This is a genomic window from Microbacterium meiriae (assembly GCF_040702565.1).
Taxonomy (GTDB): Bacteria; Actinomycetota; Actinomycetes; order Actinomycetales; family Microbacteriaceae; genus Microbacterium; species Microbacterium meiriae.
Genome location: NZ_JBFBLJ010000001.1, coordinates 912236 through 932820, shown reverse-complemented (window position 1 = coordinate 932820; position 20585 = coordinate 912236). Strand labels below are relative to the sequence as shown.

Genomic DNA, 20585 nt, shown 5'->3' with positions numbered 1-20585 from the left:
CGGTTCGATGGCTGCCACGGCCGGTCAGGCGCGAGGCGGAGTCTCAGGGTCGGTGCCCGAGTCCTTCACCGTCGTCGGCTCTGCGGGCGCCGACTCGGCACGACTCGCGTCCTCTTCCTTCATGGCCTTCATCTCGCCCTTGAACACGCGAGCGGACTGACCCATGCTCTTCGCGAGTGCCGGCAGCTTGGCAGCGCCGAAGAGGAGGAGGATAACGGCCAGCACGATGAGCAGGTGCCAGCCTTGCATTCCAGCGAACATATCGACATTCCCGTCGTAGGGGGGCTTTCCGCCCCAGTCTACAGATCAAACCTCGGCATCAGGCCGGTGGTAGAGCGCGAGTCCGGCGGCGGCCCACTCGCGGGTCGCGGTGCGCGCGATCCCCGGGTCGGTGACCTCCATCGCCCCGCCGAAGCGCGCGGCGAGACGCTTGATGCCTCGAGGGTCCGCGAGGTGGAGCTGCGTCGTCACCATTCCGTCGCCGATACGGAGGGTCTCGGTCGGCACGAAACCGCTGAGCAGCGGCGCGAGGCGCTCCGGGACGCGGACGGTGACCTCGCGCTCCTCCTCCAGCCCGGCGAACGCCTCGGGCACCCGCTCGCCGCCGTGGGCGCTCGGGATGTCGGTGAGAGTGGGGGCGCTGACGCGGTCGAGGTGGAACGTCCGCATCGCCTCGCGCATGTGGCACCAGCCCTGCAGATACCACTGCCCGTTCGTGATGAGGATCTGCACCGGGTCCACGGTCCTCGTCGTCGGAGCCGCATCGGGGGCCTGGTAGGTGAACGAGACGGCCACGCCCTTCTGCAGGCCGCGCGCGACGACCTCCCGTACTTCGTCGACGGCGCTCGGGGCGACGACGACGTCGGCGGGAGCGTCGGCCGCTCCGCGCGAGAGCTTGGAGATGAGGCCGGCGACGAGGCCGGAATCGGACACGGCGGGTACGGCGGCGACCATCTGCAGGCCCGCGAGCAGCGCGGCCGCCTCTCGCGCGGTGAAGCGCGGGACGCGGCGCAGCGCCACGTCGTTCGTGATCTCGATGATGTCCTCGTGGTCGAGGAGATCCCAGTTGATGTCGAACATCTCCTGCGGCTGCTGCCAGTAGCCGGCTTCACCCGGCAGGCCGATCACGGTGAGCTTCTCGACCATCGCCCGCATCTCCCGCGGGGTCACGCCGAACTCCTCGGCGGCCTCGGCGAGGGAGACCTGCCCGTGCTCCAGCAGGTACGGGACGAGCGTGAGGTAGAGACGCACGCGCTCTGCGGCGAGGAGGGGCTTGGGCGCGGCGCTCATGCGGGCACCTCCGTATCCGTGTGGGCCTCGACCACGGCGCGCAGGCGGTTGATCACCGCGTCCCTGAGCGATGCCGGCTCCACGACTCGGACCTCGGGGCCGTAGGACGCGAGCTCATCCGCCAGGATGTGCAGATCGACGAAGGGCACGTGGATGCCCTGGGCGGCAGTGGTCGCCCGTCGGCCCAGGCGCAGTGCGGCTTCGGTTCCGGGGGTGACCTCCAGCAACGCCGAGTTCTCCGCGGCGACGCGCTCGAGACCGCTCAGCGCCCGCTCCCCCGCGCCCTCGCGTAGCGCGGGGTCGAACGTCGTGGCACTGACCACGACCTCGCCGACGATGCGGCTCAGCAGGAACGTCCGGTCCTCTTCGATGTCGACGTCGACGCCGTACACGTGCCAGCGCGCCTCGTAGTCCACCAGTGCGAGCGGGCGGATACGACGCCGACGAGGGGCGTCCTCTCCCGGCTTCAGATAGTCGAAGGTGACCACTCTGCGGCGTTCGATCGCGTCCTGGAGCGGGCCGAAGGCGGCATCGCGTGCGGTGATGCGCGGCGCGAAGCCGATGATCGGCTCGTCGCCGTCGATGCCGAGGGCGCGGATCTTCCGCACTCCGGACTGCGCGTCTCCCGAGACGGACTCCGCGCTCCAGACACTTCCCGCGAGGCGCAGGACAGCCAGCTCCGCCGGGGAGAACTCGATGTCTCCTGGCAGGTCGTATTCCGCCTGCGGGATGCGGTACCTGGCCTCGCGGAGGTCGTTCGGGTCCGCGGCGTCGCCGATCGTCTCGATCGGGACGCCGAGCGCGCGGAGCTCGTCCTTGTCCCGTTCGAACATCTTCTCCAGGGCATCCGAGCGCGTCCCGGCATCGGCGCGCTGGCGATAGCCGGAGACGTTGTCGAGGATCTGCTGCTTGGTGAGCCCGATCTCCGTCGCCATCAGGGCCACGACGAGGTTCGTCAGGCGCTCTTCGGCAGGGATCCGGGCAGTCATCAGGGTGCGGAGACCGGGGACACGCCGAGGATGTCGACCACGACGGCCATCGCGGAGGAGGTCTCGGTCTTGGGGAGCACGACGAGGACCTGGGAGCCGACGGGCTGCCCGACGAGCGCGTCAGCCACCGGCGCCGCGATCTGTCGGATGCCGTCGGTGGCGGACTGTCCCCAGGTGCTCTGCAGGACGGACTTGTCGTCCCAGCTCACCGCGGTGAAGTGGACGAGCGGCGTCTGGTCCGCGGTCAGCTTCTCGCCATCTCCACGGATCAGCGTCTGGACGACCTGCTCGTCCGGGGCGGCGCTGTCGGGGATGATGATGCCCGGGGTGCCGTCATCGGCGCGCACGACGGTCGGCATCCCCTTCGCGTCGTTGAACTGCAGGGTGCCCTCTGCCTTCGGGAGGAAGGCGTCGACGACGTCGATGACGAACACCGCGATGTCGTCCTGGCCCATGCCGAAGCCGCTGAGGTTCGCCTCGCCGAAGTCTTCCGGGGTCAGACCCGCCACGATGCGGGTGCCCCCGGTCGCGCACTCCATCGCGTCGGCGAGCCCGGGAGACTGCGTGGCCCAGGAGCCGATCGTCGACGCGCGGGTGCTCTCCTCGTCGTACGTCGTCTGGAAGATCTGCTCGCCGGTCGCACCGTTGTAGATGGAGATCTGGGCGATGAGCGGCTGGGCGTCGTCGACGAGCGCACGACCGTCCCCCGTCACGACGTCGGCGTAGGACGTCTCCGTCAGGCGGACGGGCGCGAAGATCTCGACCTCCGGCTCGGACCCGACGTCGCCGGTGACGGTGACGGCACTGTCGATGCCGTTGGCGTGCCCGTCGCGATCGCACGAGGCGTCAGCGGACGATGCGGTCACGCTGCACCCCGTCAGGGCGAGGGCGGCGAGGCTGAGAGAGGCCAGAACGGCGGACGTTTTACGCACGCGCTCCAGTCTATTCCGTCGTGTGCTCGGATTCGCGCGATGCCGCGGCCAACCGCGCGCCTTCGGCCGCCTTCCCGGCCTCCCTGGCACGTTTGCGGAGGTTCTTGTCCGTGATCTCGCGATCACCCACCGCGCCCGGCGTCCACAGTTCGACGTCCTCGTCGCCGTAGCTGCTCTTCGAGGCGCGACGCTTCACCGACGGAGCCACGGCGCCGGGAGCGAGCCGGCGAGCCGTGAGCAGGAAGCCGGTGTGCGCGACCATGCGGTGGTCCGGCCGGACGGCGAGCCCCTCCACGTGCCAGCCGCGTACCATCGTCTCGGATGCCTCCGGGTCGGTGAAGAGGCCGGTGCCCCGGATGAACTCGGCAACGCGGGAGAGCTGTGTGGCAGTGGCGATGTAGCAGAGCACGACACCGCCGGGGGTCAGCGCGTCCGCGACCGCCTCGATGCACTCCCACGGCGCGAGCATGTCGAGGACGACCCGGTCGACGGTGCCGGGCTCGACTTCCTCGGGCAGCGCGGCGACGAGGTCTCCGACGACGACCCGCCAGGAGTCGGGGCGCTCCCCGAAGAAGGTCTCGACGTTCGCCTGGGCGACCTCGGCGAAATCCTCGCGGCGTTCGAAGGAGAGCAGGCGTCCGGCAGAGCCGACGGCTCGCAGCAGCGACAGCGACAGGGCGCCCGAACCGACTCCGGCCTCGACCACGGTGGCGCCGGGGAAGATGTCGGCCTGCATGACGATCTGCGCCGCGTCCTTCGGGTAGACGATCGCGGCACCGCGGGGCATCGACATCGCGAAGTCCCGCAGCAGCGGCCGCAGCGCCAGGTAATCGTGCCCGGAGCTGTTCGCAACGACCGAGCCATCGGGGAGCCCGATGAGGTCTCGGTGCCGGAGGACCCCGTGGTGCGTGTGCAGCTCGCCGTCTTCGCGGAGCGTCACGGTGTGCAGGCGACCCTTCGGGCCGGTGAGCTGCACGCGGTCGCCCTCACGGAAGGGGCCGCTGGGGCGCGGGGCGGACGTGGTCGTCATCGGGTGGCCTCCGTGAACGCGGCGCGGGAGCCGAAGAGCTCCACGAGGTCGGCGGCACCGCGGCCGTCGAGGGTCGGCCACAGCTCGTGGGCGCCGAGGCCGTCGAGCGGGACGATGTGGGGCACGCCGAGCGTCAGGGCGCCGGAGGCGAGGCCCGCGCGGAGACCGGTCGGGGAATCCTCGATGACCACGACCTCGGCGATGTCGACGTCGAGGAGCGCGGCGGCCTGGAGGTACGGCTCCGGGTGCGGCTTGGGGTTGTCGACGTCGTCTCCGGCGACGACGATGTCGAAGGCCTCGAACTCGATCAGCCCGACCACGTCGAGAGCCATCCGGCGCAGCGACATCGTCACCAGACCGGTCGGGATACCGGCGGCACGGAGATCGCGGAGAAGCTCCTGGGCGCCCGGCCGGAAGGGCACGCCCTGGGCTCGCAGCGACTCCTGCACGGCACTCGTGAGGTGGGAGACGATCGCCTCCGGAGCCATGTCGACCCCTGCGCCCTGGAGGATGATCGCGCTGTCGATGAGGCCGCTGCCCACGAGCTGCAGGGCGTCCTCATGGGACCACGTGCCCCCGAAAGACTCCACCAGTGCGGTCTCGGCCGCCATCCAGTACGGCTCGGTGTCGACGAGTGTTCCATCCATGTCCCAGAGGACCGCGCGGGGCTTGTTGCTCACTGAACCCATGCTAGCCGGGCCCGCCCACATCCCCTCGACGCGGGCTAGCCTGGGGGGACGGAGCCACGACCTCGAAGGGAGCACGGCATGGACGTTCTCGGTTCGCGCATCATCATCGCCGCCTTCGACGGCTGGAACGACGCCGGTGAGGCCGCGACTGGAGCCGTCGGCGCGCTGCAGGCGGCGGGCGGCTACGACCTCGTGCACTCGGTCGATCCGGAGCTCTACTTCGACTACCAGTACACCCGCCCGGCGACCCGACTCGATGCCGAGGGACGCCGTCAGATGACGTGGCCCGAGGCCGGGCTGTGGCGCCCGCGTGATCCGGGCCCCGGCCCCGAGTTCTGGCTGCTCACCGGTGCCGAGCCCGCGCGCACCTGGCAGGCGTTCGCGTCCGAGTTCATCGACGTCGCCCTGCGCGACGACATCACCGGCTTCGTGACCCTCGGCGCCATGCTCTCCGACGTCCCGCACACCCGCCCGATCTCGATCTTCGCGTCGAGCCAGAACGAGCAGGTCCGCGAGGCACACGCCCTGGAGCGGTCGGTGTACGAGGGCCCCGTCGGCATCCTCACCGTGCTCGAGCACTTCGCCGAGAACGCGGGGATCCCCTCCGTGAGCCTCTGGGCGAGCGTCCCGCACTACGTCGCCTCGGCCGCCCCGTCGCCGAAGGTCACCCTCGCGCTCCTCGACCGGCTCGAGGAGCTGACCGGTGTGGATGTGGACCGCCGGCACCTCCGCACGGAAGCCGCGGCCTGGGAGGCGTCGATCGATGCCGCCGCGTCCGAGGACGAGGACATGGCGGAGTACATCCGGCAGCTGGAGCGCACGCGCGACACGTGGGACTCCCCCGACGCCTCGGGAGACGCGATCGCCCAGGCCTTCGAGCGCTATCTGCGGCGCCGCGACGACGGCCGCGGCGACCGCAAGCGCTGAACGGGGCTTGGCTCAGGCCGAGGCGGGGATGACGCCCATCGCGAGCAGCACGAGCAACACGCCGCCGAGCAGGATCCGGTAGATCACGAACGGCAGGAAGCTGCGCTTCGAGATCCAGTTCATGAAGAACGCGATCACGCCCAGTGCGACGACGAAGGCGACGCCCGTCGCGGCCACCGTGTCGCCGAGCGAGAAGAAGGACGGCTCGCCCCAGCTCTTGAACAGCTGGTAGAAGCCGCTGCCGAACACGGCAGGGATGGCGAGCAGGAAGGCGTACCGGGCGGCGGCGGCGCGCTCGTAGCCGAGGAAGAGACCCATGGTGATCGTGCCGCCGGACCGCGAGACGCCGGGGATGAGGGCGAGTGCCTGGGCGAGCCCGAAGGCGATGCCGTGCGGGTAGGTCAGGTCGTCGAGCTTCCGGCGCTTGGCCCCGACGTGATCGGCGATGCCCAGGAGGATGCCGAACACGATGAGCATGATCGCCACGATCCAGAGTGACCGGAAGACGGTCTCGATCTGATCCTGGAAGAGCAGCCCGAGCAGCACGATCGGGATGCTGCCGATGATGATGAGCCAGCCCATGCGCGCGTCCGAGTCGTTCCGGGGCACCTTCCCGGCGAGCGACCGGAACCACTGGGAGATGATGCGGACGATGTCCCGCCAGAAGAACACCACGACGGCGGCCTCCGTGCCGATCTGCGTGATGGCGGTGAAGGCCGCGCCCGGGTCCTCCCCGGAGGGCAGGAACGTCCCGACGACGCGCAGGTGGGCGCTGGAAGAGATCGGCAGGAACTCGGTGAGACCCTGGACGATTCCCAGGATCAGTGCTTCGAGCAGGTGCATGGAGAGGCCTTCGTCTTTCGGGACGGCACGGAGCGCGTGGACGCCGCTCAGTACGTGCGCAGCAGATCGGCCAGCACCCGCTGACCGAAGACAAGTGAGTCTACGGGCACCCGCTCGTCGACTCCGTGGAACATCCCGGTGAAGTCGAGATCGGCCGGCAGACGCAGCGGGGCGAAGCCGTAACCGGTGATACCGAGAGTGGCCAGCGCCTTGTTGTCGGTCCCGGCTCCCAGGAGATACGGGATGACCGGTACGCCGGGGTCGTGCCGACCCAGGGCTGCCACCATCGCGTCGACGAGCTCCCCCGCGAACGGCGTCTCCATGCCGATGTCGCGCACCACGGTCTCGATCCGGATGTCGTCGCCGACGATGCGCTGGAGCTCGGCGAGCACGTCGTCCTCGGTCCCGGGGATCACCCGGACGTCGATCAGGGCCTCAGCGCGCTCCGGGATGACGTTGTGCTTGTAGCCGGCGGTGAGGGCCGTCGGGTTGGTCGTCGTGCGGAACGTCGACCGCAGGAAGGCTTCTGCCGGACCGGCCGCGGCGGCGAGGGCGTCAGGGTCATCGGCGCTCCGGCCGCTCAACGCGCTCAGACCCTCGAGCAGCGCCTCCGTCGTCGGCGTGAGCCGGACCGGCCACCGCGTGCGGCCGATGGCGGCCACCGCCTCGGCGAGCTTCGTGACGGCGTTGTCGTCGTGCAGGCGACTGCCGTGTCCCGCTCGGCCGGTGGCGACGAGGCGGATCCAGATCAGGGCCTTCTCCCCCACCTGCAGCAGGTACGCCCGGCGGTCGTCCACGGAGATCGAGTAGCCGCCGACCTCGCTGATGGCCGCCGTCGCGCCGACGAACCACTCCGGACGATCCTTCACGACGAGCGCGGAGCCCTCCACGCCGCCGTTCTCCTCATCGGCGAAGAAGGCCAGGATGAGGTCACGCTCCGGCTGCTCCCCCGCGCGCAGGATGTCCGCCACGGCGGTGAGGATCATCGCGTCCATGTTCTTCATGTCGACCGCGCCGCGGCCCCACAGCATGCCGTCCTGCACCGTGCCGGCGAACGGATCCACCGTCCAGTCCTCGGCGACCGCGGGCACGACGTCCAGGTGGCCGTGCACGACGAGAGCCGGCTTGGTGCGATCGCGCCCCGGGACACGTGCCATGACGTTCGTGCGCCGCGGGATGGGCTCGTAGTACTCGACCTCGAGTCCCAGCTCCTCCAGGTACGCGCCGACGTACTCGGCGGCTTCCCGCTCCCCCTTCGCGTTGCCGCCGCCGTAGTTGGAGGTGTCGAAGCGGATGAGGTCGCTCGCGACGCGGGCGACCTCCGGGAGGGAGGATTCGGTCATGGACTCAGGCTATCGAAACCGCATGCCACGCCCGGGCGTCACGCTCGGTTCGAGACGCCTCCGAGAACGTGCTAATCTCATTCTTCGGTCGGCAACGATCAAATCCAACACCTGCGCGGGTGGCGGAATGGTAGACGCGCTAGCTTGAGGTGCTAGTGCCCGATAGGGCGTGGGGGTTCAAGTCCCCCTCCGCGCACAGAGAGCGAAGGCCCCGGATCCACGGATCCGGGGCCTTCGTCGTTTCCCGTGCGTCGCGGTGGGGCGCTGCGGTCCCGCACGCGGCGGGACCACAGCGCCGTCACACCGCGCCGACGCCGAAGAGCAGGCCCAGCGCGTAGGTCACCGCCGCCGCGCCGAACCCGATGGCGAGCTGCCGAAGGGCGCGACGGAGGGGCGGGCCACCGGAGAGCACGCCGACCATCGCTCCCGTGCTGAGCAGAGCGATGCCGACCAGCACGAGCGCGAGGACGATCGCCGCGGTGCCCTCCATGCCGAAGATCCACGGCAGGACGGGGATGATCGCGCCGGAGGCGAAGAGGAGGAAGCTGGAGATCGCGGCCGTCCAGTCGCTGCCGACGACCTCGTGGGCGTCCGCACCCTGGACGCTCACGGGCCCCGTGGCCGCCCGTCGGACACCCTCCTGCGCCGCCTGGACGATGCGGCGGGCCCTGGCCAGCGACTCGCCCTGGTCCATGCCGCGGGCGCGGTACACGAGCGCGAGCTCGTTCTCGTCGATGTCGAGGTCGGCGGCGGCCGCCGCCGCATCCTCGTTCGCCTCGGTCGCGGTGAGGAGTTCCCGCTGCGACCGCACCGACACGAACTCCCCCGCACCCATGGACAGCGCACCGGCGAGGAGCCCGGCGATGCCGCTGAACAGGACGAAGCCCGAGCTCACGCCGGTGGCGCCGATGCCGAGCACGAGCGCGAGGTTGCTGACCAGGCCGTCGTTCGCGCCGAAGACGGCAGCGCGGAAGGAACCGGAGAGGCGCCGACGCCCGCGTGCGGCGAGACCGCGGACGACCTCGTGGTGGACCTTCTCGTCTGCCCGCATGGCAGGGGTGGCCCAGCGCTCGGCGTCGTACGGAGAGCGGGCCTCGGCACTCTGGGCGAGGGCGAGGACGAATATCGAGCCGAAGCGTCCGGCCATCCACCCCAGGAGGCGCGAGCGGACCCCCGCCCGCGGCAGGCGGGCCGGTTCTCCGCCCAGCAGATCGAGCCAGTGCTTCTCATGCCGGCGCTCGGCCTCGGCGAGCCCGAGCAGGATCGCCCGTTCCTCCCCCGACCGGCGGGACGCGAGGCGCTGGTACACGGCGCCCTCCGCCCGTTCCTCGACGAGATAGCGAGCCCAGCGCCGTCGATCGGCGGCCGTGGAATCGGCTGCGGCAGGGGCTGTCATGGAACCTCCAGGTGTCACCGTGCCCGGCGTCCGGGCAACCGTTCCACGCTATCCGCGCGGGGTCGCACAGGCCGCGTCCTGGCACGGATTGCCAGCATTTCGGGGATCCGAAGCAGCGACCGGACCTCGCTCAGGAGCGGACGCGTTTGCGCAGCACCTCGATGCGGGACTGCAGCTGCGTCACGGTCGCCTGCGCCACCGCCGGTCCGCCGCAGATGCGACGGAGTTCGGCATGCACAGCACCGTGCGGCTGGCCCGACTGCCGCGCGTAGAGGCCCACCAGGCTGTTCAGGAGCTGGCGCTGTTCGCGCAGGGTGCGATGCAGCGGCGCAGGGAGCGTCGTCGTCTGCGCCGGCTCTGCCTGGGCCTCCCGCACTTCGCGGTGCCTGGACTGCCGCGCCTGCCGCTGCATGAGGAGCTCGTGGACGTGCTCGGGTTCGAGGAGACCCGGGAAGCCGATGAACTCCTCCTCCTCCGGCGTGTTCGGCTCCGCGAGCTGGCCGAACTCCTTGCCGTCGAACACCATGCGATCGAAGTGGGCGACGGAGGAGATCGCCTGGTAGCTGAACTCCTGGGTCAGCGCGTCGGAGGCCTCGTCCTCACGGTTCGCGCTCTCCAGGAGTGAATCCTCCAGACCGTCGTCATCCTTGGACTGCCGATCCAGCGCGTGGTCGCGCTGCTTCTCCATCTCGTTCGCGAGCTTCATCAGCACGGGGACGTGCGGGAGGAAGACGCTCGCCGCCTCACCTCGACGACGGGCGCGGACGAAGCGGCCGATGGCCTGGGCGAAGAACAGCGGAGTGGACGAGGAGGTCGCGTAGACGCCCACCGCGAGCCGCGGCACGTCGACGCCCTCCGACACCATGCGCACCGCGACCATCCACCGGGCGGTGCCTTCGGAGAACTTCTCGATCCGCTCGGAGGCGGTGGCGTCGTCGGACAGCACGATCGTCGGCTGCTCGCGCGTGATGCTGTGCAGGATCTTGGCGTAGGCCCTGGCGACGGTCTGATCCGTCGCCAGCACGAGTCCGCCGGCATCCGGGATGTGGTGTCTGATCTCGGTCAGACGGCGGTCAGCCGCCGAGAGCACCGCCGGCATCCAGTCGCCCTCGGGATCCAGCGCCGTGCGCCAGGCCTGCGACGTGACGTCCTTCGTGTTGTCCTGTCCCAGATGGGTCTCGAGCTCGTCGCCGGCACTCGTCCGCCACCGCATCTTCCCCGCGTACATGTGGAAGAGCACGGGGCGGACGACGCCGTCCGCAAGGGCACGCCCGTAGCCATAGGCGTAGTCGGTGCTGGAGACCCGCGCCCCCGACTCATCAGGGAGGTACTCCACGAAGGGGATCGGCGCCGTGTCGCTCCGGAACGGGGTCCCGGACAGCAACAGTCGACGCTTCGCCGGCCCGTAGGCGTCGCGGATCGCGTCACCCCAGCTCAGCGCGTCGCCGCCGTGGTGCACCTCATCGAGGATGACCAGGGTCTTCGCGTCCTCCGTGAGGTGGCGGTGCACCGAGGACTTCGCCGCGACCTGCGCGTACGTGACCACGACGCCGTGATAGTGCCGCGCCGGTGCCCAGTCGCTGTTGCGGAAGCGCGGGTCGAGCCGGATGTGCACGCGGGCGGCGGCGTCGGCCCACTGGGTCTTGAGGTGCTCCGTCGGAGCCACGACGATGACCCGGTTCACCTCCCCCATGCGCATCAGCTCGACCGCGAGGGTGAGCGCGAAGGTGGTCTTGCCGGCGCCCGGTGTGGCGGCCACGAGGAAGTCGCGCTGGTCGGCCTGGAAGTACGCATCCAGAGCCTCCTGCTGCCATGCCCGCAGCTTGTTCGCCGTTCCCCACGGGGCGCGCTGAGGGAAGGACGGAGAGAGCATCGACTCCACGATAATCGCTCCCACCGACACCGGGGCATCCGCCGGGGCGCCGCGCGCGTCCTCCCTCGGGAGCGGCGGCACGGGTAGGCTCGGTCACTGCGCGGCGGTCACCACCGTGCGCGCACGCGTTGGCGAAGGAGAGTCGGATGAGCGATCAGGAATCGACCAGGACCCCGTACGTCGCGAACGAGACCCCGCACCCGTGGCGACGGTTCGTCGCGATCGGCGACTCGTTCACGGAGGGCATCGGCGACCCGGACCCGGCGGCCCCGGGTGGACACCGCGGCTGGGCCGACCGCGTCGCGGAGGTGCTCGCCCAGCAGGTGGACGACTTCGCCTACGCCAACCTCGCCGTCCGAGGGAAGCTCATCGCGCAGATCGTCGCCGATCAGATCGAACCCGCCGTCGCGCTCCGCCCCGACCTCATCTCGATCTGCGCCGGCGGCAACGACGTCATCCGCCCCGGCACCGACCCGGACGCCATCGCCGCGCAGCTCGAAGACGCGGTGGCACGGCTGTCCTCCACCGGTGCAGCCGTGATCCTCTTCACGGGCATCGACACCGGATTCACGCCGGTGTTCCGTCCGTTCCGCGGCAAGGTCGCGATCTACAACGAGAACATCCGCGCGATCGCGGAGCGGCACGACTGCATCGTCGCGGACCAGTGGGCGCTGAAGGTCGTGCAGGACGCACGCTTCTTCGACGATGACCGCCTGCACTACAACGCCCTCGGCCACCACGAGGTCGCGCGGATGGTGCTCCGCGCCCTCAACGTGCCGAACGACCTCGAGGCCATGCAGCCGGAACCGCTGCCGCTGCGTACCTGGCGTGCCGCCCGCGGCGAAGACCTGGGCTGGGCGCGGGAGCACCTCGTGCCCTGGGTGCTCCGCCGTCTGCGGCACCAGTCGTCGGGGGATCACATCGCGGCGAAGCGCCCGGACCCCTCCCCGGTCATCTTCCCCGGCAAGGAGTGACACGCGCCCTCACTCCGCGGGAGCGAGGGCCCACAGTGCCACGGCGGCCGCCGAGGCCACGTTGAGCGAATCCACGCCGCCGGCCATCGGGATCGTGACCACGGTGTCCGCGCTGTCGAGAGCAGTCGGCGTGAGTCCGTCTCCTTCGGCGCCGAGGAGCAGCGCCACCTTCTCCGGCCGCTGCGCTGCGTAGACCCGGAGATCCACCGCCGCGTCGCTGAGAGCGAGGGCGGCGATGTCGAAACCCTCGTCACGGAGGACGCCCACGGCCGCCTCCCAGTCGTCGATCCGGGTCCAGGGCACCTGGAAGACCGTGCCCATGCTCACCCGCACGCTGCGACGGTACAGCGGATCGGCGCACCGCGGAGAGACCAGCACCGCATCGGCCCCCAACCCGGCGGCGGCACGGAAGGCCGCACCGACGTTGGTGTGATCGCCGAGGTCCTCCAGCACCAGCACCAGACGTGCGTCGCGCACCACCTCCGCGACCGGCGCCAGGACAGGGCGATGCATGGCGGCGAGGGCTCCGCGGTGGACCTGATAACCGGTGACCTGTTCCGCGACCTCGTCCGGGACCACGAGCACCGGCACGCCGCGCTTCCCGATGATCCGGCCGACCTCGTCGACGCGCCGGGCCGAGACAAGCACCGACCGGGGTTCGTGTCCGGCGGTCAGCGCGCGCTCGATCACCTTGGCGGTCTCCGCGATGTAGAGTCCCTCCGCGGGCTCTCGCACGGCGCGGAGGGCGGTATCGGTGAGGCCGCGATAGTCGTCCAGCCGCGGGTCGTCGATGTCGGTCACATGCTGGAGGTCCACCGCTCCACTCTGCCATCCCGGTTCTCGTCCGCCACACGCCCCGTAGACTCGATCGAGGAGGTCCTGTGAGCGTGACGAACACCGCCGAGCCGTCGGCAGAGCTCTCCCACGCCGCCGACCTGCTGCGCGGCAAGCGGATCGCCCTCCTCACCGGAGCCGGCATCTCCACCGACTCGGGCATTCCGGCCTACCGCGGCGAGGGGGCGCGCACGCGCAGCAACCCCATGACGATCCAGACGTACCTCGGCGACGAAGCCGCGCGACGCCGCTACTGGGTCGGCGGGCACCTCGGGTGGCGGGCGTTCGCGCAGGCGGCGCCCAATCCCGGTCACCGCGCCCTCGCGGAGATGGAGTCCAGAGGCGTCGTCTCGGGCGTCATCACGCAGAACGTCGACGGCCTGCACCTGCGCGCGGGAAGCTCACACGTCATCGAAGTGCACGGCACCATGCGCCGGGTGCTCTGCCTGCACTGCGGCCAGGTGTTCGATCGTCGCGACATCGCCGTGCAGATCGAGGAGCGCAATCCCTGGATCACCGTCCCCGAGAACGTGGCCCTGGCCCCGGACGGCGACGTGCTGCCGGAGAGCACCGAGGGCTTCCTCGTCCCGACCTGCACGGTCTGTGACGGCATGCTCAAGCCCGACGTGGTGTTCTTCGGCGAGTACGTGCCGCAGGACCGCTTCCGCGCCGCGGAGTCGCTGCTCCGCTCCAGCGATGCGCTCATCGTCGCCGGCTCCTCGCTCGTCGTGAATTCCGGCGTGCGCCTCGTCAACCGTGCGCGTCGGCGTGGCATTCCCCTGATCATCGTCAATCGCGAGCCGACCCGCGCCGACGCCTGGGCCGATGTCACCATCGCCGCCGGCACCAGCGACGTGCTCCCCGCCCTCCAGGAGATGCTCTCGTGACCTATCTCACTCTCATCCGCCACGGTCAGACCGACTGGAACCTCGCCCGCCGCATCCAGGGGTCGACCGACATCCCGCTGAACGAGACGGGGCGCGAGGACGCGCGGTGGGCGGCGGAGAAGCTCGCCGGCACGACGCACCATGCCGTCTACACGAGCCCGCTCGTGCGAGCGAGCGAGACCGCCGGCATCATCGCGGAGCGCCTGGGGCTGGAGATCGCGGGCGTGGTCCCCGACATCCGGGAACGGGAGTTCGGCGACGGCGAGGGCATGCTCGTTCCCGACTACATCTCGACCTACGGCGACTGGCACGCGGAGGTGCCCGGGGCGGAATCGCTGCACGAGGTCGGCGTCCGTGCCATCGCCGCGCTGCACCGGATCGCACGGGACGCGCGACGGAGGTCGGCGCCGCAGGCCGAGTCCGTGCTCGTCGTGACCCACGGGGGCGTGATCCGCGCCGTCATCGACCACGTCTCCGGCGGCACGCTCCCCCGCGACGGTGAGGTGCTGCGCAACGGCTCCGCGCACCGGTTCGTCGCCGCACCCGGCTACCTCCGCCTGCTGGAGGAGACGCCCGTCCTCTGACGGGACGGTCAGCCGGCGCGGGAGACCACGGCGCGCGCGTGGCGCAGGACGGGCTCGTCCACCATGCGCCCCTGAAAGCGGAACACACCCCGTTCCTCCGCCGCTGCCGCGAGGACCGCATGTGCCCAGGCCACGATCTCGGGGTCCGGTGCGTACGCGGCTCGGATCACCTCGACCTGACTCGGATGGATGCACGCCGTCGCACGGAACCCGGAGGCCGCAGCGTCCCTCGCCTCCTGCTCCAGCCCTGCGGTGTCGGCGATGTCGACATGCACGGCGTCGATCGCCGCCTTGCCGTAGGCGCCGGCCTCCAGCAGCACCCGGGAACGGGCGTAGCGGGCGATGTCGCGGTAGCCGCCCGCCGCGTTCCGGGATGAGGTGCCGCCGAGGGAGGCCACCAGATCCTCCGCTCCCCACATCAGTCCGGCGACCGCCGGGTGCGCGGCGATGTCGGGCGCCGCATGGATCCCACGCGCCGTCTCGCACAGCGCGAGGAGCGAGTGCTCCGCGCCGAAGGCGTCCAGACTCTCCGCGCTCTCCGTCTTCGCCACCATCACGGTCCGGAAGGGCGACCGTGCCAGGGCCTCGAGGTCGTCCGCGAAGGCCGCGGAGTCCGGGGCGTTCACCCGCACGATGACGCGCGCGGGATCGAGGTCAGCGGCGACGACGTTCTTCCGGGCCTCGGCCTTTGCAGCCGGCAGGACGGCGTCCTCCAGGTCGAGGATCACGGCATCGGCGCGCTCCTGCGCCTTCGCGAAGCGCTCGGGGCGGTCCGCCGGGCAGAAAAGCAGGGCAGGACCGAGCTCGAAGGTCATACCGCCTCCCCTTCCGGCCGGCAGCGCACGAGCACCGTGCGGACGGCCGTCGCGACCACCGTGCCGTCCTGATTGCGTCCGGTGTGCGCGATCTGCACGACGCCCTGACCGGGGCGGGACGACGAGAGCCGCTTATCGACGACGACGCTCTCGGTCGTGAGCGTGTCACCGGCGAACAGCGGATGCGGGAAGGCGATGTCGCCGAGGCCGAGCTGCGCCACCAGCGTCCCCTGCGTGAGCTGGGCGACGGAGGAGCCCACCATCGTCGACAGCGTCCACATGGAGTTCATGAGGCGCGCGTGGAAGGGCTCCTGGGCATCGGCGAACGCGGCGTCCAGGTGCAGCGCCTGGGTGTTCATCGTCAGCGTCGTGAAGAGGACGTTGTCCGCCTCCGTAGCCGTGCGACCGGGGCGGTGCACGTACCGGACGTCGGTCTCGAACTCCTCGTAGTACAGGCCGCGCTGCACGATCTCGCGCATGGTCATGCCTCCACGCTACCGGGCGAGTCCGAGCGCCCTGGCGATCACGAGAAGCTGGACCTCGGTGGTCCCCTCGCCGATCTCCAGGATCTTGGAGTCGCGGTAGTGGCGCGCCACCGGGAACTCGTTCATGAAGCCGTTGCCTCCGAAGATCTGCGTGGCGTCGCGAGCGTTGTCCATCGCGGCCTCCCCGGCGACGAGCTTCGCGATCGCCGCCTGCTCGGCGAACGCCTCTCCCGCGTCGCGGAGACGGGCAGCGTGGTGCCAGGCGAGGCGTGCCGTGTGGACGCGGGCTCGCATGCGCGCCAGGGTGAACTGGGCGTTCTGCCGCGTGCTGAGGGCGCTGCCGAAGATGGTGCGGCTCTTGGCGTAGTCGACCGCGGCCTCCAGGCAGCCCTCCGCGGCGCCGGTCGAGAGGGCGGCGATCGCGATGCGCCCCTCGTCCAGGATGCTGAGGAAGTTCCGGAAGCCGCTCCCCCGCTCGCCGAGGAGGTTGCCCGCCGGCACCCGCGCCCCGTCGAACGTCAGCGGATGCGTGTCCGAGGCGTTCCAGCCCACCTTGTCGTAGGGCGGTTCGACCGTGAACCCCGGCGTTCCGTTCGGGACGATGATCGTGGAGATCTCCTTGCGCCCCTCGTTCTGCCCGGTGACGGCGGTGACCGTCACGAACCGTGTGATCGGGGTGCCCGAGTTCGTGATGAACTGCTTGGAGCCGTCGATCACCCATTCGTCGCCGTCGAGCCGCGCTGTCGTCCGCGTCGCCCCGGCATCGCTCCCCGCCTCGGGTTCCGTAAGTCCGAACCCGGCGAGGGCGCGACCGGCGAGGAGATCCGGCAGCAGCTCGCGCTTCTGCTCCTCGGTGCCGAAGCGGAAGACGGGCATCGCCCCGAGGCTCACGCCGGCCTCGAGGGTGATCGCGATCGACTGGTCGACTCGTCCCAGAGCCTCGATGGCGAGGCCGAGCGCCATGTAGTCGCCGCCCTGCCCGCCGTACTCCTCGGGGAAGGGCAGCCCGAAGAGGCCGAGCTCGCCCATCTGCCGCACGACGTCCATCGAGAGCGTGTGGGTGCGATCCGCCTCGTAGGACTGCGGGGCGACCACCGTGTCGGCGAATTCGCGTGCCATCGCGGCGAGTTCGCGCTCCTCTTCGGTGAGATCGTGCATCATCGGTCCTCCTCCGTCATCGACACGCGGGCGACCGGTTGATCGCGCCGCACCTGATCGCCCACCGCGACCAGCATCCGCACGACGCCGTCGTGCGGCGCGACCACGGGGTGCTCCATCTTCATCGCCTCGATCGATACGAGAGGCTCTCCCGCGCGGACGGCCGCCCCGTCCTCGACATGGACCGCCACGACACCGCCCGGCATGGGGGCGCGCGCCTCGGGCTCGGTGGCGCGGGCCTCCCGCTCCGCGGCGGCGAGTCGCCTCCGCATCCGGCCGCGGCGATCCAGGGGGCGGAGCCGCAGCGTCCGCCCGTCTTCGCAGACCCATATTGCGCCCTCGGCATCGCGGGCCGCGCACACGCGGTCGGGCGGGGGCAGCGTCGGTGTCGTGCGTACGATCTCGTCGTCGTCGGTGAGCAGGGTGAACGGTTCGGGCGCGTGCGGTGCCGCCCCCAGACGCCACCCGGGGAGGGAGCGCCACAGCGGTCCGGCGCCGCCCGGTGATGCGGCGGTCTCGCGACGAGCGTCCACCAGTCCGGCAGCTGCCGCGACCTGCGCCGTCGACGGGCTCATCGGCTCGAGCGGGAGCAGGGTGTCGATGAGACCGGTGTCGAGGTCGCCCTCGAGCACGCGACGGTCCCGGAGGAGCCGGCGCAGGAACGCGATGTTCGTCTCCACTCCCAGCACCACGGTGCGGGCGAGGGCATCGTCGAGTCGCTGCAGCGCTGTCGCCCTGTCCTCCGCCCACGCGATGATCTTCGCGATCATCGGGTCGTAGAACCCGCTCACCACGCTCCCGGATTCCACGGCCGCGTCCACGCGGACACCGGAAGGCGGGTCGAAGAGCAGCACGGTCCCGGTCGACGGCAGGAACCCGCGCTCCGGCGACTCGGCGTACACACGGGCCTCGACGGCATGCCCGGTCGTCCGGGGTGCGACGTCGAGCGGCTGTCCGTCGGCCATGCGGAGCTGGAGTGCGACGAGGTCGAGTCCGGTGACCTCCTCGGTCACCGGGTGCTCCACCTGCAGCCGGGTGTTCATCTCGATGAAGAAGACGTCGTCGGGAGCATCGGCGTCGACGAGGAACTCCACGGTCCCCGCTCCGACGTAGGCGACGCTCTCCGCGGCGCGCACGGCTGCCGTGAGCAGCCGGTCGCGGGTCGCGGGCGGGATCCCGGCGGAGGGCGCCTCCTCGATCACCTTCTGATGACGACGCTGGAGCGTGCACTCGCGCTCGCCGAGCGCCACGACGGTGCCGTGCGCATCGCCGAACACCTGCACCTCGATGTGACGCGGTCGGCGGATGAGACGCTCCAGGATGAGCGCATCGTCGCCGAAGGCGGATGCCGCGACGCGTCGGGCTGAACTGAGCGCGCCGGGAAGACCCGCGCTGTCGACGACGACCTCCATACCCTTCCCACCCCCGCCGGCACTCGGCTTGACGAGGAGCGGGAACCCGACCGCCTCCGCCTCCTCGCGGATCTCCGCATCCGAGAGGCCCCTGGCGTCGAACCCCGGCACCACCGGCACGCCGCTGCGGCTCACATGCTCACGGGCTCGCGCCTTGTCTCCCATGATCTGGAGTGCTTCGACCGTCGGGCCGATGAACACGATGCCGCTCTCCGCACAGGCCTCCGCGAGCCCGACGCTCTCGGAGAGGAATCCGTAGCCGGGATGCACGGCCTCCGCTCCGGAAGCGCGGGCCGCGGCGATGACGGCGTCGATGTCGAGGTAGGACTCCGCCGCCGGTGCCGGCCCGATCCGCACGGCGGCGTCCGCCTCGCGGACGTGCGGCGCGTCGACGTCTGCATCGCTGTAGACCGCGATGCTGCGGATGCCGAGGTCGCGGAGGGTCCGGATGATGCGGCGCGCGATCTCGCCGCGGTTCGCGACGAGGACCGAGGAGAACGAGAGGGAAGGCGAGTGCGACATGGGGCTCACATCCGGAAGACGCCGAAGCGCGGCTCGGGCAGGGGGCTACGGGCGACGACGTCCAGGGCGAGACCGAGGAGGTCACGGGTCTGCTCCGGGTCGACGATGCCGTCGTCCCACAGCCGTGCGGTCGCGTAGTACGGTTCGCCCTGCTCCTCGTACTGCGCCCGGATCGGCTCTTCGAACGCCGCACGCTCCTCCGCGGTCCACGACTCCCCGCGCGCCGCGAGCTGGTCGTCCTTCACCGTGGCGAGCACCGAGGCGGCCTGAGGCCCGCCCATCACCGAGATCCGGCTCGCCGGCCAGGTCCAGAGGAATCGCGGCGAGTAGGCGCGCCCGCACATCGAGTAGTTGCCCGCACCGAAGGAGCCGCCGATGATGACGGTGAGCTTGGGGACCCGTGTGGTCGCCACAGCCGTGACCATCTTGGCCCCGTCCTTCGCGATCCCTCCCGCCTCCGCATCGGAGCCGACCATGAACCCGGTGATGTTCTGCAGGAAGAGCAGTGGGACGCCGCGCTGATCGCAGAGCTCGATGAAGTGCGCGCCCTTGAGCGCCGACTCGCTGAACAGCACGCCGTTGTTCGCGACGATGCCCACGGGGTGGCCGTGCAGCCGCGCGAAACCCGTCACCAGTGTGGTGCCGTACTCGGCCTTGAACTCATGGAAGGTGTCGCCGTCGACGAGGCGTGCGATCACCTCGCGCACGTCGTACGCGGCGTTGACGTCCACGGGAACCACGTCGTACAGGGAGCCGATCTCCGCCGGGGCGCGACTCTCCCCGACGTTCCAGGCCGGGGCGAGCGGCGGCGGCAGCGTGGCCACGATGTCGCGGAGGATCTCCAGCGCATGCTCGTCGTCGTCGGCGAGGTGATCCACGACGCCGCTGCGCCGGGCGTGCAGCTCCCCTCCGCCGAGCTCCTCCGCCGTGACGATCTCGCCGATGGCAGCCTTCACCAGAGGAGGCCCGCCGAGGAAGATCGTGCCCTGTCCGCGGACGATGACGGTCTCGTCGCTCATCGCGGGAACGTAGGCGCCACCCGCCGTACACGATCCGAGGACCGCCGCGAGCTGCGGTATTCCCTGCGCGGACAGCCGGGCCTGGTTGAAGAATATGCGTCCGAAGTGCTCGCGGTCCGGGAAGACCTCGTCCTGTCGAGGAAGGAAGGCGCCGCCCGAGTCCACGAGGTAGAGGCACGGCAGACGGTTCTCGAGGGCGATCTCCTGCGCCCGCAGGTGCTTCTTCACGGTGAGCGGATAGTACGTTCCGCCTTTCACGGTGGCGTCGTTGCAGACGACCATGACGTGCCGGCCGTGGACCAGGCCGATGCCGGCGATGACACCGGCCCCCGGCGCCTCCCCGCCGTACAGACCGTCGGCCGCGAGTGGGGCGATCTCGAGGAACGGGCTGTCCTCGTCGAGGAGACGGGTGACGCGGTCGCGCGGAAGGAGCTTCCCGCGGGCGACATGTCGCTCGCGGGAGGCCGCGGGGCCACCCTGCGCTGCGGTCGCGAGACGGTCACGGAGCCGCTGGGCGAGCGCTTCCTGGGTTGCCGGCATCGTGACGTCCTCCTCGACCCACGTCGCGCCGGGCGGGGAACCT

20 protein-coding genes and 1 tRNA gene are annotated in these 20585 nt (G+C 70.7%); 5 read left to right on the top strand and 16 right to left on the bottom strand.

Annotation, left to right across the window (positions count from 1 at the left end; translation table 11 throughout):
• Nucleotides 1–24: 24 nt before the first annotated feature.
• From tatA to AB0310_RS04495, 6 genes are read right to left on the bottom strand one after another with little or no spacing between them, the layout of a single operon-like run.
• Nucleotides 25–261 carry a Sec-independent protein translocase subunit TatA gene (tatA, locus tag AB0310_RS04520; protein ID WP_101845779.1) on the bottom strand — a complete coding sequence of 79 codons (237 nt, stop codon included), beginning with the start codon at nucleotides 259–261 and terminating at the stop codon, nucleotides 25–27.
• Nucleotides 262–306: 45 nt separating this feature from the next.
• The gene (locus AB0310_RS04515) at nucleotides 307–1290 is read right to left on the bottom strand and encodes a helix-turn-helix transcriptional regulator (protein WP_187661462.1); all 984 of its coding nucleotides are present in this window, start codon (nucleotides 1288–1290) and stop codon (nucleotides 307–309) included.
• Nucleotides 1287–2279 carry a helix-turn-helix transcriptional regulator gene (locus AB0310_RS04510; RefSeq protein WP_366236659.1) on the bottom strand — a complete coding sequence of 331 codons (993 nt, stop codon included), beginning with the start codon at nucleotides 2277–2279 and terminating at the stop codon, nucleotides 1287–1289. The genes AB0310_RS04515 and AB0310_RS04510 overlap by 4 nt, the downstream gene beginning before the upstream one ends.
• Entirely contained in the window at nucleotides 2279–3211 is a 933-nt protein-coding gene (locus tag AB0310_RS04505) for an FKBP-type peptidyl-prolyl cis-trans isomerase (protein WP_259951531.1), read from the bottom strand. Before AB0310_RS04505 ends, AB0310_RS04510 begins: the two co-directional genes overlap by 1 nt.
• Nucleotides 3212–3221: 10 nt before the next feature.
• Nucleotides 3222–4241: a tRNA (adenine-N1)-methyltransferase gene (locus tag AB0310_RS04500; protein ID WP_366236658.1), complete on the bottom strand. Its 1020-nt coding sequence runs from the start codon at nucleotides 4239–4241 to the stop codon at nucleotides 3222–3224.
• Entirely contained in the window at nucleotides 4238–4921 is a 684-nt protein-coding gene (locus AB0310_RS04495; protein ID WP_366236657.1) for an HAD family hydrolase, read from the bottom strand. Before AB0310_RS04495 ends, AB0310_RS04500 begins: the two co-directional genes overlap by 4 nt.
• A gap of 87 nt (nucleotides 4922–5008) precedes the next feature.
• Between AB0310_RS04495 and AB0310_RS04490 the strand changes: the two genes are divergently transcribed.
• Nucleotides 5009–5857 carry a PAC2 family protein gene (locus tag AB0310_RS04490; protein ID WP_060922601.1) on the top strand — a complete coding sequence of 283 codons (849 nt, stop codon included), beginning with the start codon at nucleotides 5009–5011 and terminating at the stop codon, nucleotides 5855–5857.
• Between the two features lie 12 nt (nucleotides 5858–5869).
• On the opposite strand, the gene AB0310_RS04485 is transcribed toward AB0310_RS04490, so the two are convergent.
• On the bottom strand, nucleotides 5870–6700 hold the full coding sequence (locus tag AB0310_RS04485) for an undecaprenyl-diphosphate phosphatase (protein WP_259951534.1): 831 nt from the start codon (nucleotides 6698–6700) through the stop codon (nucleotides 5870–5872).
• 47 nt (nucleotides 6701–6747) lie between these two features.
• Nucleotides 6748–8043 carry a M20/M25/M40 family metallo-hydrolase gene (locus AB0310_RS04480; RefSeq protein ID WP_187664056.1) on the bottom strand — a complete coding sequence of 432 codons (1296 nt, stop codon included), beginning with the start codon at nucleotides 8041–8043 and terminating at the stop codon, nucleotides 6748–6750.
• Between the two features lie 113 nt (nucleotides 8044–8156).
• Here AB0310_RS04480 and AB0310_RS04475 point away from each other — a divergent pair.
• Nucleotides 8157–8239: transfer RNA gene (locus AB0310_RS04475), tRNA-Leu, on the top strand.
• Between the two features lie 102 nt (nucleotides 8240–8341).
• On the opposite strand, the gene AB0310_RS04470 is transcribed toward AB0310_RS04475, so the two are convergent.
• Nucleotides 8342–9439, bottom strand: a complete 1098-nt coding sequence (locus tag AB0310_RS04470; RefSeq protein WP_268776328.1) for a VIT1/CCC1 transporter family protein — start codon at nucleotides 9437–9439, stop codon at nucleotides 8342–8344.
• 130 nt (nucleotides 9440–9569) lie between these two features.
• Nucleotides 9570–11312, bottom strand: coding sequence for a DEAD/DEAH box helicase (locus AB0310_RS04465; RefSeq protein WP_259951536.1), 1743 nt, complete (start codon nucleotides 11310–11312; stop codon nucleotides 9570–9572).
• Between the two features lie 146 nt (nucleotides 11313–11458).
• Between AB0310_RS04465 and AB0310_RS04460 the strand changes: the two genes are divergently transcribed.
• Entirely contained in the window at nucleotides 11459–12286 is an 828-nt protein-coding gene (locus AB0310_RS04460; protein ID WP_366236656.1) for an SGNH/GDSL hydrolase family protein, read from the top strand.
• 9 nt (nucleotides 12287–12295) lie between these two features.
• Here the strand turns inward: AB0310_RS04460 and AB0310_RS04455 are convergent, their stop codons facing one another.
• Nucleotides 12296–13102: a TrmH family RNA methyltransferase gene (locus tag AB0310_RS04455; RefSeq protein ID WP_366236655.1), complete on the bottom strand. Its 807-nt coding sequence runs from the start codon at nucleotides 13100–13102 to the stop codon at nucleotides 12296–12298.
• A 65-nt stretch (nucleotides 13103–13167) separates the two neighbouring features.
• Here AB0310_RS04455 and AB0310_RS04450 point away from each other — a divergent pair, with 65 nt between their 5' ends.
• Both AB0310_RS04450 and AB0310_RS04445 read left to right on the top strand, forming a co-directional pair.
• Nucleotides 13168–14007, top strand: coding sequence for a Sir2 family NAD-dependent protein deacetylase (locus AB0310_RS04450; RefSeq protein WP_187664051.1), 840 nt, complete (start codon nucleotides 13168–13170; stop codon nucleotides 14005–14007).
• On the top strand, nucleotides 14004–14591 hold the full coding sequence (locus tag AB0310_RS04445; RefSeq protein WP_060922608.1) for a histidine phosphatase family protein: 588 nt from the start codon (nucleotides 14004–14006) through the stop codon (nucleotides 14589–14591). The genes AB0310_RS04450 and AB0310_RS04445 overlap by 4 nt, the downstream gene beginning before the upstream one ends.
• Nucleotides 14592–14599: 8 nt before the next feature.
• Here AB0310_RS04445 and AB0310_RS04440 read toward each other — a convergent pair whose 3' ends face one another.
• From AB0310_RS04440 to AB0310_RS04420, 5 genes are read right to left on the bottom strand one after another with little or no spacing between them, the layout of a single operon-like run.
• On the bottom strand, nucleotides 14600–15406 hold the full coding sequence (locus AB0310_RS04440; protein WP_292795175.1) for an HpcH/HpaI aldolase/citrate lyase family protein: 807 nt from the start codon (nucleotides 15404–15406) through the stop codon (nucleotides 14600–14602).
• Nucleotides 15403–15891, bottom strand: a complete 489-nt coding sequence (locus tag AB0310_RS04435; RefSeq protein WP_259951542.1) for a MaoC family dehydratase — start codon at nucleotides 15889–15891, stop codon at nucleotides 15403–15405. Before AB0310_RS04435 ends, AB0310_RS04440 begins: the two co-directional genes overlap by 4 nt.
• Nucleotides 15892–15900: 9 nt before the next feature.
• A complete protein-coding gene (locus tag AB0310_RS04430) occupies nucleotides 15901–17049 on the bottom strand; it encodes an acyl-CoA dehydrogenase family protein (RefSeq protein ID WP_187664149.1) in 1149 nt (382 codons plus the stop codon).
• Nucleotides 17049–18983 (bottom strand): acetyl/propionyl/methylcrotonyl-CoA carboxylase subunit alpha, encoded by a 1935-nt coding sequence (locus AB0310_RS04425; RefSeq protein WP_366236654.1) that lies wholly within the window; start codon nucleotides 18981–18983, stop codon nucleotides 17049–17051. The genes AB0310_RS04430 and AB0310_RS04425 overlap by 1 nt, the downstream gene beginning before the upstream one ends.
• Before the next feature lie 5 nt (nucleotides 18984–18988).
• Nucleotides 18989–20542 (bottom strand): carboxyl transferase domain-containing protein, encoded by a 1554-nt coding sequence (locus tag AB0310_RS04420; RefSeq protein ID WP_366236653.1) that lies wholly within the window; start codon nucleotides 20540–20542, stop codon nucleotides 18989–18991.
• Between the last annotated feature and the right edge of the window lie 43 nt (nucleotides 20543–20585).